This is a genomic window from Halodesulfovibrio oceani subsp. galateae (genome assembly GCF_055397225.1).
Map to the genome: position 1 here is coordinate 3,260,132 of NZ_AP042453.1, position 14,431 is coordinate 3,274,562.

Here is a 14,431-nt window from a genome sequence, read left to right on the forward strand (position 1 = left end):
ATTCTGTATTGAATTGTCCGTTACCGAAGCAACGAACAACGCTAGCTGATCTCTAAATCAATCCGATTCGCTATTTAATTGTCAAAGAGCTTTTTAATAAAAGCTCCACTCGGCTCGTTAGCCTTGTGTCGAGTTGGCGCTTATGCCACCCGGCCGCTAAGCTGTCAACAACTTTCTGAAATTTAATTTCTTCCGTTGTGCGACGAACCCTTGTCTCGCGGCGTGGAGGGAGTGTTTAGGCTTTCCTCTTTCCGCTGTCAAACCCTTTTTAAAAGTTTTTTAAAAAACCTTTTTGAAGAGCCTTACGACTTGGGTAACTACCGATTGTGAAATGAACTTTCCTCGCTTCAAGAACTGCTTCTTCGTAGCGAGGAAGGAGGTTCTATGGCTTTTGCCCCCCGCCGTCAACAGCTTTTTTAGATTTTCTGCATTAATTTTTACTCATATTGAGAGAGCGTTACCTTACTTCCGTCTCAACCCTTGGCGCAGAACGATTTACCACAATGCACCCTATTTACCCTTTCCATACATTCCCCATAAAAACATACCCGCGGTCAAGGGGGCGTCCCCCTTGCGGGGGTGCAGGGGGCAGATCCCGCCTGCCCCTCGGAGAGTCGCCAAAGGCCAGCGTCTTTCAAAAACAACCACTTTGACGTCAAACCGAAAATCAAAAAAAAGGAGACCCCCAAGCGTTCACCCTTTTTGTATCATTATATAGTGCAAACTGCCTTTTGGCTGCTTACCTTACCTGCCCCCTCCATTCATCTCTAATTCCGTAAAAATAAAATGTGTATTAATCATCAGTTATATCATTAGTATACAAGGGGCTAATCTCTACAATGCAAAATCCTTTTAAACAGACCACCGTCAACTTCTATTCTAAGAAGCACTCTATATATTACTGGTGGAGCGCCCTGTTACTGCTCATTCTCGCCATCTTTTCCTGTTTTTTTATCTTTGCAAGCTACTACTTGCAGGCGTCTCATTACCATCAAGATTTCATTGATAAGGGTATTGAGAAATCTAAACTTTTAAGCATTCATTTAAACAATGAAATCGAAGAACAGCAGGCCGTCATTCAATATCTAGCGAAAGATAATGACCTGCTTAACGCTATGTCGATGGATGATGAGCCCGCAATACTGAAATGGATTAGCGCTGTGCACAACTTCGACCGCAATCAGATCTATTTTATCCAATCAATTAAGACGAACAAAATCTTTTCGTTCGGGCAAACCACAACGGACGTTAGAGATGTCCTTCGCCATTCCACTGCTTCTCCTAACTTTTCCATCTATAAAAGCTCATCCGGCCAATATTTGCTTTGCATTACTCAGGCCTTGCGAGTCGAGGGAAGCATTGTCGGGATTATAGGTAGCATTTTTTCTTTCACCTCTTTCACAAATTCTATTGATCTCGATCGGAATCTGTACAGCATTCTTATCAAAGAGAATGCTAAATTTACTGACATCCTTTCTGGAACAACAATAAACAAGCCAATTACGCTGTTACAAGACGCTATACAGGGCATTTCTCACTCTGTTCTTTTCAACCATGAGCATCTTGCCATACCTATTGGTATGAATCAGCTCTATCTATATGCATACACAAAAACGCTGACCCCCAACCTTTTCGGCATTTTCTCCATATGGCTACTTCTCTGCTTTCCCGGCTTTCTCATTACATACTGGCTGGCACTCAAACTTTCGAAAAAGGGAATCGAATCGATTCTGTGCCTTACATCATTTTCCGGTGATAAAAGGAAAGACAAAGAGGTCATGCTGGAACTTGCCGAGAACTCTTTCATAAGTGAAGTCAGCAATGGCGCTCAAAAACTTGTTACATATTGTGACGAGCTTATACAAAGCGAAGAGTATAAAAGGCATACGGCTCTGTTTGAAGCATGTACAACTGCGCTTGTTGTCTGTGATCTGGATGGAAGAATTCTTGAATGGAATGAAGAGCTAACGACCTTGCTAGGTGGCGCCAAAAAAAATCTTTACGGCATACCGGTCAAAGAAATTTTCAGCAGTATGGATCAGCTACGAGTCATCACAGGCATGGCCCATGTCAGACAATCTATCAATGCGCCGTTTGATTCGAACAACGTATTCCGTGCACGACTCAGATTAAATTCAGTTCGCAAACGCTCGCAACATATTGAAGCTGTTATCAAACACTTACAATATGCCAACCGCTCTTCCCTTGTATTTATGCTCTACAACGTTACAAAGCACGTAATTGCTGAACAGGGATTACAGCGTGCAAAGAACTCTGCTGAAACAGTTACAAAAGACAGGCATCATTTCTATATGGGGCTGACGCAGGAAATTGAACCTCTTGCCGAAGCACTAAATCAATCACTTATTCTTCTTAGTGAAACACAGCCGACCGAAATCCAGCAACGCCACATGGAACATTTGCAATTTCATAACGAGCTGCTTTCTGAACTTATTACGAACATTCGTGACTTTGCTCTGCTGGAAACAGGAAGTATCTTTTTTGAAAGGGCAACTTTTGAGCTTGAAACGCTCCTCAGGCAAGTTCATGCATCCACGTATTCTCGCGCTATGCAACTGCAATCGGACATCTGTATTTACCTTGATCCGGCTGTTCCTCAAGAAATCTGGTTCGATTTTTCAAAGTCACTACAAGTCCTCAGTAACTTGATTAATATCGCAGCCAAACGAGTACACGGTGGCATTGTAACAATGACCGTCACAGCGGGTGAAGTGCTGAATAACCAAATGCAAATAGTCTTTGAAGTTTGTGGCCAGAAAAATCCCGTCAGAAATGAAGATGTCATCCCAGAAACAGCCACGTTACCTCAGCCGGAATATTATGGAGAGAGAGGGCAGCAGCTGAGTCTCGCAATTATCGAGCGCATGATTAAGATGTTTTCCATTGAACTGGAACAACACGTCACCCCAGCAGATGTTCATGTATTTTCCCTCGAAGTAAACATTACGACCCGCTACCCGCTGCGCGACAACCTTCACTTGTTGCTTAAAGACAAAACAGTCTTGCTAACCTACTGCGAACACAACACAGTTAATTTTATTGGAAAAACTCTCAGCAGACTAGGGGCAACCTGCGTATTCAGCCCCGTTGAAGATGAGTACTGCAAGCATGTGATCGAAGTACAAGACTCTTACGATGTCATCATCAGCTGCGGCTGCGCTTTCGAAGCTCTTTCGGAAAATGAAACCCGCAACTACTGCCAGCAGCTTACAACAACACTATACACAGTAACCCATTCATACTGGGAGCCAACGTATACCCACCCTAAAGTGGAATCGCTCCGCAAGCCTGTCATGGTAAACGAATTACTTGCAAAGCTTTGCAACAAGCTGCTTCCTGCAGTTCAAGACTACACGGTCACAAAAAGTTCGCTAACATCCAGACTCGCACTCATCATCGCGAAAAAAACTAATCAGACAGAATTTTTACTGAACAACCTACAGCAACAAGGCTACACAGCGATTCTGGTTGAAGACGTCATGAAGGGCGTTGATGCACGGCAGCTGTACCAGCCTGAACTTATCCTGCTAGATACTGGATACGTGACACTGGACAGTTTTTGGCTGACCAAAAAAATTAGGGAAATGGAAGAAGCTGAACAACTTGAACCGTCGCGCATTATCATGTTTATCAGTCAGGAATACGCAACGGACCCAGAGTACGTAGACAAATATACGCTTATTCTCAAAGCGAATACAGAGCCCAGCGAGCTGCTTACTCACATTTCGGCGCTACGAGGCAAAGCAGACAACACCCGCGTTGCATAGTTACAAAAAAAAAGCCCACACAGTTTGTGCGGGCTTTTTTTATTAGCGTTTTGTTTTTTTCTTCTTCGCGAAGGTACGCTTCGAATGGCTTGAGCGGAACTTAAGCCTGATCGGTGCGTGAACAATCTTAAAGGCCTTACGTACCGCTTTTTCCAAGTAACGAATGTAATGCTCTTTCAGGCGTTCATGGTCGTTACAGAAAAATACGAAAGTAGGCGGCAGAGTTTCTGCCTGAGTCATGTAGAAGAATTTTGGACGAACACGTTTAACAACTGGCGGCTGGTGTTTAGTAAGAACCTCGTCCAGTGTACGGTTAAGTACGCTTGTTGGAACGCGAACTGAACATTCATCCCAAATCTGCTGAGCCAAAGGAAGAATCTGTTTCAGCCCCATACGGGTATGCGCGGAAACGTGAATAACAGGCACATGGCCGCAATAGGCAAGCTCGTGCTTGTATTCTTTACGTACTTCCTGCATCTGCCTTGGGTTAACAAGGTCAGCTTTGTTGATGAGCACCATAAACGGAGTTTTACGCTCATCAAGCAGCTTCATAAGACGTTTGTCCTGAGAGGTAACACCTTCCGAGCCATCAAGAACAAGCAACGTAACGTTTGCTTTAGTCGTTGACTTGATAGAGGAGTTTACAGAGTAGCGCTCAACAGTGTCAGTAATTTTGGTACGTCGACGAACACCTGCTGTGTCTACAAACGTGTAGCGCTTGTCATCAGCGTCATAGGTAACGTCAACGGAGTCACGGGTTGTACCCGCAACGTCAGAAACAATCATGCGCTCTGATTTAGTGAGTGCGTTGATGAGAGATGACTTACCAGCGTTAGGACGACCGAGCATTGCGATCTTAAGACCGAGCTGCACGTAATCTTCCGGCGGTACAAATTCGTCTCCGAATTCTTCAGAAAGTTCTTCTGTATCTTCGTCTTCATCGTCGGCTTTACCAATTGGAAGCATCTCACGAAGCATGAGTTCGAAAGTACGCATCTGGAAGCCATGTTCACCGGAAATAGCGATCATCGGGAAACCAAGTTCATGGAATTCCGCGGTGAACTCTTCTTCCAGCTCGCCACCATCTACTTTGTTAACAGCCAGCAGAACAGGCAACCCTGTTTTACGTGCAAAACTTGCAAGGCGTCTATCAAATGGCATCAGGCCGTCACGGCCGTCTACAACAAGACAAAGTGCTTCACATTCACCAAGTGCTTCATTTACGCCGCGGAGAATTTCTTCTTCGAAACCACGAAGTTCATTAGGACCCTGAGCAGCTGTGACCTGGTTTTCATCCAGAGTTACACCACCGGTGTCGATGACGGTCCATTCTTCGCCTTCACGGCGTACAAAGCCTTCCATACGGTCACGGGTAACGCCCGGACGGTCATGGGTGATTGCACGGTTACTACGAATGAGTCTGTTAAAAAGAGTGGACTTACCCACGTTTGGGCGTCCGATAAGTGCGATTTTGAAAGTCATGATTGTTTCCGAAAAAATATAGGATAGCGGAGCTTGGTCCGCCTAGGTGCTTAGTATTCAATAGTTAGCAGACAATGACAGAGGTCTGCGGCAGGTGATGCCTTCAATCTATAGAATACACAAGAAGGCAAGAGGCAATACCTTAATAGTTTGTAGTATGCAAGTAAGCTGATATCAAACTTACTCGCAATATAAAACATGATACGGGGAAAAATAGTTGTTTGGTTGATTTTCTACAGACACATCAACTACAGTTCTCTAATAATAACTGCGGAGGATTCCCCCATGAAGAAGCTCTTATCCACGAAAGAAGTTGCGCTATACCTTGGTGTAAACGAAAAGATGATCTACACGCTCATCTCTGAAAAAAATTTACCGGCCACCAAAGCTACCGGGAAATGGCTGTTTCCCGCACACCTTGTGGAACAGTGGGTTGAAGCCCGCACTATGAACTTTCCTGAGCACGTGCCTACAAACTCTGCTATGGAAAAAACACTCATTATCGCAGGCAGTAATGACATGCTTGTTGATTACGCTATGAAAATTTACATGCAGGAAAACGAAGGCTCCTATGCCGCGTTCTGCAATCTCGGCAGCCTTGGCGGAATCCGCGCAGTGCACAACGGCGCAGCACATATCGCCACAAGCCATCTTATGGATAGAGACGAGAGTGACTACAACTTCTCCTTTACCCAAAATGAAATGCAGGAACCACCTGCGGTTGTAAACTTTTCCTTTCGCGAACAGGGATATATTGTTGCGAAGGGAAATCCAAAAAAAATTAAAAGTACCAAAGATATCGCTTCCGGTAACGTTACTGTTGTTAACCGTACCGCCGGCACAGGCACCAGACTGCTTTTTGATGCAGAACTAGCCGCAGCAGGAGCGGAAGGTAAAACCATTCCCGGATACGACAACTGTGTGGCTCGCCATATTGATGTAGGATTTGAAATCATCAACGGTAATGCAGATGCAGGGCTTGGTATTCGTGCAGTTGCGCGTTCACTGAACCTTGATTTTATCCCAGTGCAGTGGGAACGGTATGATCTCATCATTCCGAAATCCCGCTATTTCGACAAAAACATTCAGGCATTCATCAGCCTGTTACGTGATCCACGGATAATAGCACACGCTGAAAAGCTTGGCGGGTATGATCTAAAACGCTCCGCAAGCGTCATTTATCCTGGCGAATCCGGGGCACCTGAATAACTGCCGAACAAATATTGACGCAATAAATCTCGACCAGTAAAGCATCATACTGTTACGGAGACATATATGCTTACATACCCAATCATAGACCCGACGGTCTTTTCTATCGGCCCACTCAGTATACACTGGTACGGCCTGATGTACCTTTTCGGATTCCTGTCCGCATGGCTGCTAGGCAGATATCGTGCCTCCAAGCCAACGAACGTCTGGAGCGCGGAAATGGTCGACGACTTAGTCACATTTTGCGTGCTCGGCGTTGTACTCGGCGGCAGGCTCGGCTACGTACTTTTTTACGATTTGCCGTTCTACATTTCCAACCCTCAACAGATATTCGCAATATGGAACGGCGGTATGTCGTTCCACGGCGGCTTACTCGGCGTCATCATTTGTTTCGGACTTTTTGCCCGTAAAAACAAAATGACACTCTTTGAAATAGGCGACTTTTTTGCGCCCATGGTTCCTCCGGGATTATTTTTCGGAAGAATGGGTAACTTCATCAACGCAGAGCTATGGGGCAGAACAACAGACGCAGCAACAGGAATGGTTTTTCCCGGTGGCGGCCCACTGCCGCGCCATCCATCCCAGCTGTACGAAGCAGGGTTGGAAGGCATACTGCTGTTCATCATCCTGTGGGGATTTTCTGCTAAACCTCGCCCAACCCGCGCTGTTTCGGGATTATTTCTCATTTTCTACGGACTGTTCCGTTTTATTGTAGAATTTTTCCGCGAACCAGACCCGCAGCTAGGCTTTATCGCCTTCAACTGGCTCACTATGGGAATGCTGCTATGCGTGCCTATGGTGCTTTTTGGTTTCTATCTTCTTTCGCTTGCTTACAAACGAAATCAATATCCTACGGATAGAAAATAATAACGTTGCAGATAAGTTAAAGCCGTTTCCCCCATTGACAGCAGGGTATATTTGTCGCTATCCACGCATAGTAGCAATAAAAAGAATTTTTACTGTAAAGATTCATATTACCAACTGTTTTATATGGAGGAATCATGGCTAAGGAAGAGGCCATTGAAGTTGATGGCACAGTGCAGGAAGCATTACCTAATGCAATGTTTAAAGTAGAGCTGAGCAACGGCCACAAGGTGCTTGCTCATATTTCTGGTAAAATGCGTAAATATTATATTCGTATTCTGCCTGGAGATACGGTTAAAGTGGAGCTTTCTCCATACGATCTTACCAGAGGGCGGATTGTTTACCGCAGTAAATAAAATTCTTGCCACTTCACATGTCATGCATTGTTCCCACGCGTTGTAATTTTTACAATACGCGAATGTTAACTACAGTACGTTCAATGTAGAGTTGTATTCTAAAGCGGTGTGCTTTTGCACGCCGCTTTTTTTATATTCAACGAACTGTAGTAACGCCTGCAAAAATAATGCTTCTGCTTTTGAGAGTTGTGTAAACAACCAGCTTCCCCATCCCCCATATCCAGCTTCTTTCGTAAGATTATATTGTAAATTCGCACAGATGCTTGCCACTATTTTGCTAAGACTGTACAACGTTTTTTATAACTATACATAAAATAAAGGTGGTAGATTAACAGGTTCGAGCAATACAGAGTGAAAAATCTATCGATTGATAACTTGTACACTTCAGGAGGCCTGAATGGATACACAGCTAGAGGCGAAGATTGTTGAACGGGGTAAAGAGTTCTTCACCAGCATCAGTGGCGAGGCACCATCCATTTTTAATAAGGGATGGTGGACCGGTAAAGTCATGGACTGGGCTATGAAGAATGAAGACTTCAAAGTTCAGCTATTCCGTTTTGTAGACGTATTTCCTTATCTGAACACTTCGGAGTCGCTGTCTCGGCATATTCGCGAATACTTCTCCGGTGATGACCACGAAGTTCCATCCGTTCTTAAATGGGGTGCAGGCAAAGCAAGTTTTGGCGGTAAACTTACCGCTAAAATTATGGAAAAAACCATCCGCTCCAACATTGAGAACATGGGACGCCAATTTATTGTTGGTCAAAACACCAAAGAAGCAGTGAAGGGGCTTGCAAAGCTACGCAAGGAAGGCTTTACCTTTACGGTCGACTTACTCGGTGAAGCAACCGTGAGCGAAGAAGAAGCTGACGCATACCGTGACGGTTACCTTGAAGTACTTGATGCAATCGCTGAAGAGCAGTCTAAATGGAAAGCACACGCCGGCAAGGGCGGCGATGGAAACATGGACTGGGGATACACACCAAAAGTTAACGTATCTATTAAACCTTCTGCACTCTATTCTCAGGCAAAACCTGTTGATATTGAAGGCTCTGTCCAAGGCATCTACAAACGCCTTGAGCCTGTTTACCGTAAAGTTATTGAAATGGGTGCATTCCTGTGCATTGATATGGAATCGCTCAAATACCGCGAAATTACTCTAGAGCTGTACCGTCGTTTACGTAGCGCTCAGGAATTCCGCCATTATCCACATCTTTCTATCGTATTACAGGCATACTTACGCAGCACAGAACATGACGCTGAACAGCTTGTTCAATGGGCACGTACAGAACAGCTTCCTATCGCAGTCCGTCTGGTAAAAGGCGCATACTGGGATATGGAATCGGTACTGGCTAAGCAAAACAACTGGGACTTCCCAGTGTGGATGTACAAGCCGGAATCTGACATTGCATTCGAACGTGTTGCTAAGATTCTGCTCGAAAACCACGACATCGTATACTTTGCCTGTGGTTCCCATAACATTCGCTCCATCTCTGCCACAATGGAAATGGCAAACTCCATGAACGTACCTGAAGAACGGTACGAGTTCCAAGTACTCTACGGCATGGCAGAACCTGTTCGTAAAGGTCTGCTCAAAGTAGCAGGTCGTGTACGCCTTTACTGCCCGTACGGTGATATTATCCCGGGTATGGCGTATCTTGTGCGTCGTCTTCTCGAAAACACCGCGAACGAATCTTTCCTTCGCCAGTCCTTTGCAGACGGTGCGGAAGTCACACGCCTTCTTGAAAATCCACAAATATCACTGGATCGTGAACTAGCCGCACGCCCTGAACCTAAGCCGGAAGAACTTGTAGACGGTCTGCCAGTCTTTAAAAACGACGCCATGATCGACTTTACAATTCCACGCTGCCGCACCGCGTTCCCGAATGCTATCAGCAAAATACGCAGTGAAGCAGGCGGCATTATTCCGCTCTACATTAACGGCAAAGAAGTTATTACTGACGACGTTATCCCGACAACAAACCCGGCTGACTACACAGAAAAACTTGCTGACGTCTGTCAGGCTGGAACAGAAGAAATTGATGCAGCACTCGAAGCCGCAGACAAAGCATTTCTCACATGGCGTAATACGCCAGCAAAAGAGCGTGCAGAATGCCTGCTTAAAGCCGCAGAGCTTGCTCGCGAGCGTCAATACGAACTGTCAGCATGGCAGGTTCTAGAAATTGGCAAGCAATGGGATCAGGCATTCCATGATGTCGGCGAAGGTATCGACTTCCTCGAATACTATGCCCGCGAAATGCTGCGTCTCGACAAGCCGCGCAAAATGGGACGTGCTCCGGGTGAACACAACCAGCTCTTCTACCAACCAAAAGGTGTTGCAGCTGTTATCTCACCATGGAACTTCCCGTTTGCAATCGCAATCGGCATGTGCTCCGCTGCCATCGTGACAGGTAACCCTGTCGTCTACAAACCTGCATCCATATCATCACGAGTTGGCTACAACCTTGTAGAAATCTTCCGTGAAGCCGGACTGCCGGATGGCGTATTCAACTACTGCCCGGGTCGAAGCTCCGTCATGGGTGACTATCTCATCGAGCATCCAAAAGTATCCATGATCTGTTTCACAGGTTCCATGGAAGTTGGCTTACGCATCCAGAACAAAGCATCTGTAGTTCAGCCAAACCAGTTCCAGTGCAAGCGCGTTATCGCTGAAATGGGCGGCAAAAACGCCATCATCATTGATGACGATGCCGACCTCGATGAAGCAGTGTTGCATGTGGTCTACTCTGCCTTTGCTTTCCAAGGACAAAAATGTTCCGCATGTTCACGCGTTATCGTTCTCGACCCGATCTACGATCGTTTCATTGAGCGGCTCGTCAAAGCATGTCAGGACATCAAAATCGGTCGTTCCGAAGATCCTGAAAACTACATGGGGCCTCTTGCAGACGCTTCGTGTCAGAAAACTGTTATGGATTACATCAAACTCGCTGAAGAAGAAGGAACAATCCTTCTCAAGCGTGAAGATCATCCAACAGAAGGTGCCTACGTTCCATTAACCATCGTAGGTGACATCAAGCCGGATGACCGTATCGCACAAGAGGAAATCTTCGGGCCTGTGCTCGCAATTCTGCGTGCAGCATCCTTCGATGAAGCACTCGATATTGCAAACGGTACTCGCTTTGCCCTCACAGGCGGCGTGTTCTCCCGTTCACCAGAGCATCTCGAACAAGCACGGAAAGAATTCCGCGTCGGCAACCTTTACCTCAACCGCAACAACACTGGCGCTCTCGTTGAACGTCAGCCGTTCGGTGGGTTCAAAATGTCCGGCGTCGGCTCCAAAACCGGTGGCCCAGACTATCTCCTTCAATTCCTCGATCCGCGTGTGGTTACAGAAAACACCATGCGCCGTGGCTTCGCGCCTATCGAAGAGGATGATGACTGGATTTAGTGTGTGCTGTGCCTTTGGCAACCCTGCGGGGCTTGCCTCCGGCGGCCAAAGAACCTTGTTGAAACAAGGTTCTCTGGACTCTCCAAAAACTTTTAACTGCGAGGTAAGCCCGTTGAATATGTTTTCACGCGGCTATGCACCACTACCCTGAGGTTATGGTGTAAGAAGGTTTTCCTCCATACAGTAGCCTCATACGTTACTAAATAAACACAAAAGGGTTGGCACCAGTAGTGCCAACCCTTTTTATTTACTCAAATTATTTCAAAAACAACAAAGGAGGATGACCCAAGCGGGGCATCCTCCTTATATTTCTTCATTAAGCCGTGATTCATTCACTTAACGTGCGCCCCTCGCTAAATGGGTCAAGGGGGATTCCCCCTTGCGGGTGCAGGGCGGAGCCCTTGCTCGCCGAAGGCATAAAAAACCCAAAAAGAAAATAAAAAGCGCCGCAGGCAAAACACGTTCAAAAGAGCGCCGCAGGCACTCCCGCTTCACTATCCTTTTTTTACTACTGTCGCATCATCAACCAGATACATAATGTTCCGGTACTTGAGACCGGAGTGTAGGCTAAGTCCGACTTCACATGTTCTGCTTGTTGAGTAGGCTTCGTCACAATCTTCAACTTGCTTAGGTAGATCTGCTAGTGCTGCTTTGTTAAGTTCTGGGAACGAGAAGCCTCTGTCACCGGCGAAGCCGCAACAGTATACGTCTTCAGGAAGCACAACTTTTTCTGCACACATATTTGCAAGCTGTACGAGCGGCTCTACTAGATTCATTTCACGCACAGTACATGTTGGATGAATCGCCACTTTACGAGGAAGTTTTACGAACTCGAGTTTTTCCGGCAAGCATTCCAAACAGAAACGAATTGGATCGTAGAGCGTAAGACGCTTGTCCATATGATCGAGCATACGATGCAGACACGGACTGGTGTCGCAGAGAACGGGATATTTGCCATTTTCTGAACTATCCAGCAGTGCATCGGAAAGCTCTTTCGACTTCGTTTCGCCTTGTGCGGTGTAGCCTTTTGAAGCAAACGCCTGACCACAGCAAAGATTCTTCATGTTAGACGGGAACAGAACTTCGTATCCAGCTTTTAAAAGGAGCTGAATTGTTTTCTGCGGAATATCTGTTGTTTCAGGATCACCCTTTGAAGGTCCCATTGTTCTGCTTATGCAGCTTGGGAAGTACACAACCTTGTCCGGATTTCCGTCATTGATCGGCACAGGATTAATCGGGCCAGCGCTTGTTGGCATCTCTTTGTTCCAAAGCGGAATTTTTTTCATGGAAACAACACGAAGTACGTTTGCTCCAGAATCCATTACGCGGGTGCCGAGCAGGCGGTGCGCTAGGTTTGCACCTGTAAGTGCTCCTTGCACGCCTTTTGCGACAGTGCTGAAATTGCGCCCTACCCAATCCGCTGCGGTGTTTGCAAAAGAGGATGCCTTTTCTGCACGTAAGTCCTTAATCATGCTTCCTGTATTAATATCTACAGGACAACGGGTATGACACAACCCGTCTGTCGCACAGGTTTCCATGGCAAGGTAGTTGAACTCTGCCCACATTTTTTTAAGCCGATGCTGTTCTTCCGGAATATCTTTAAGTCGATGTAATTCGCGCAAACTTGTAATTCGTTGGCGCGGCGTAAACGTTACGTTTGCTGACGGACAGATTGGTTCACAGAATCCACACTCAATACATTTATCAACAATATCATGAGCGGCTGGCAACGGTTTGAGTGCTGTCAGATGCGCACGCGGATCGTCGTTAATGATTACACCCGGGTTCAACAAGTTATATGGATCGAGCAGTTCTTTAAGCTCACGCATAAGATCATGCGCCTGCTTGCCCCACTCTAGCTCTACGAACGGCGCCATGTTACGCCCTGTTCCGTGTTCTGCTTTAAGCGAACCTTTGTACTCGGTTGCTACCATCGTACAAACTTCATCCATAAAACCTTGGTACCGGTCAATTTCTGACGCTATGTTGAAGTCCTGTGTAAAAACAAAATGCAAGTTTCCTTCCAGCGCGTGACCAAACATAATTGCCAAATCGTACTTGTACTTTTTCAGCAACTCATCAAGACGCGCTACGCCTTCTGCAAAGCTTTCCGGCGGGAAGGCTACGTCTTCAATAATAACCGTGGTTCCTGTATCACGAACGGCACCAACGGCTGGGAACAAACCTTTGCGCACTGCCCAGAATTTCGCACACTGAATTGGATCATGGCAAAATTCCACAGGCTCAAGCTTATTAATATGGTCGATAGACGCGACAATTGCCAGCACCTGCTTTTCGATTTCAAATGGATCATTTGAAGCAGTTTCAATTAATAGTGACGTCGTGCCTTTGGCGATATCTTTAATTGAATCCGGCATCCCCGGCTTATCACTTACGGAGCGTAACGAACGTTCGTCCATAAGCTCTACAGCCGATACAGGCTGCTTTTTCAATTCCATTGTTGCAAGACACGCATCCTGCAAGCTCGGGAACATCGCAAGCGTGGTAGCTTTGTATTTAGGTTCAATAACTGTTCGGTAGGTGACTTCTGATATAAATCCTAGCGAACCTTCAGAACCAACCATGAGGTGCTGTAAAATTTCGTACGGATCATCAAAATCAACGATCGCGTTCAGGCTGTAACCTGTGGTGTTTTTAATTTTGAATTTTTTGGAAATGAGGCCGGACAAACCTTTATCTGCCATTACGCGTTCACGAATATCCTCAAGCCCTTTCACCACTTCCGGATGCTTTTCAGCGAAAGCTTTTTTGCTATTTTCACACGCAGTATCGAGCAATGTACCGTCATACATGGCAAGGCGCATACTATGAAGAGTTTTGTAGCTGTTTTCTGCTACGCCACAACACATACCGGAGGCGTTGTTGGCAACAATACCACCAATTTTTGCGCTATCAATCGACGCAGGATCCGGACCGATTTTTCTGCCGAACGGCAGTAAAGCCCTGTTCGCCTGACTACCGATAAGCCCCGGTTGAACAATAAAACGAGTCGCATTTTCTGTGATGCGGTAATTTCTCCAAGAGTCACCGATTCGTACCAGAACTGAATCCGATATACCCTGACCGGAAAGACTGGTTCCCGCAGCGCGAAACGTTACGGCCACCCTATGGGTATCCGCTAGTTTGAGTATATGCAGCACTTCTTCTTCAGATTCGGCATCTACAACCATTTTTGGAATAAGGCGGTAAAAGCTGGCGTCAGTTCCATACGCCAGAACCTGTAACGGATCTTTATAAATTCTTTGTTTTGGAATTACAGACAGTAAGTCATTATAAAAAGCTGTATGCGGCGTTACATGCAT

At 46.0% G+C, this 14,431-nt stretch carries 7 protein-coding genes; 5 read left to right on the forward strand and 2 right to left on the reverse strand.

The genetic code is table 11. The annotated features are described in order from the left end of the window. The first annotated feature begins 839 nt into the window (after positions 1–839). A complete protein-coding gene (locus tag ACZ5V1_RS14410) occupies positions 840–3,788 on the forward strand; it encodes a PAS domain S-box protein (RefSeq protein WP_464389429.1) in 2,949 nt (982 codons plus the stop codon). Positions 3,789–3,830: 42 nt separating this feature from the next. Here the strand turns inward: ACZ5V1_RS14410 and der are convergent, their stop codons facing one another. Beyond that, a complete protein-coding gene (gene der, locus ACZ5V1_RS14415; RefSeq protein ID WP_464389430.1) occupies positions 3,831–5,270 on the reverse strand; it encodes a ribosome biogenesis GTPase Der in 1,440 nt (479 codons plus the stop codon). Positions 5,271–5,555: 285 nt separating this feature from the next. On the opposite strand from der, the gene ACZ5V1_RS14420 reads away from it, so the two are divergent. The 4 genes from ACZ5V1_RS14420 to pruA all read left to right on the forward strand — a co-directional run bounded on the left by ACZ5V1_RS14420 (position 5,556) and on the right by pruA (position 11,108). Continuing rightward, positions 5,556–6,479: a substrate-binding domain-containing protein gene (locus tag ACZ5V1_RS14420; protein ID WP_464389431.1), complete on the forward strand. Its 924-nt coding sequence runs from the start codon at positions 5,556–5,558 to the stop codon at positions 6,477–6,479. Positions 6,480–6,545: 66 nt separating this feature from the next. Beyond that, complete coding sequence (lgt, locus tag ACZ5V1_RS14425) at positions 6,546–7,346, forward strand: prolipoprotein diacylglyceryl transferase (RefSeq protein ID WP_464389432.1); 801 nt, start codon at positions 6,546–6,548, stop codon at positions 7,344–7,346. A 134-nt stretch (positions 7,347–7,480) separates the two neighbouring features. Then, positions 7,481–7,699 carry a translation initiation factor IF-1 gene (gene infA, locus ACZ5V1_RS14430; protein WP_160717631.1) on the forward strand — a complete coding sequence of 73 codons (219 nt, stop codon included), beginning with the start codon at positions 7,481–7,483 and terminating at the stop codon, positions 7,697–7,699. 397 nt (positions 7,700–8,096) lie between these two features. Beyond that, entirely contained in the window at positions 8,097–11,108 is a 3,012-nt protein-coding gene (pruA, locus tag ACZ5V1_RS14435; protein ID WP_464389433.1) for an L-glutamate gamma-semialdehyde dehydrogenase, read from the forward strand. Between the two features lie 494 nt (positions 11,109–11,602). On the opposite strand, the gene ACZ5V1_RS14440 is transcribed toward pruA, so the two are convergent. Next, positions 11,603–14,431, reverse strand: coding sequence for an FAD-binding and (Fe-S)-binding domain-containing protein (locus tag ACZ5V1_RS14440; protein ID WP_464389434.1), 2,829 nt, complete (start codon positions 14,429–14,431; stop codon positions 11,603–11,605).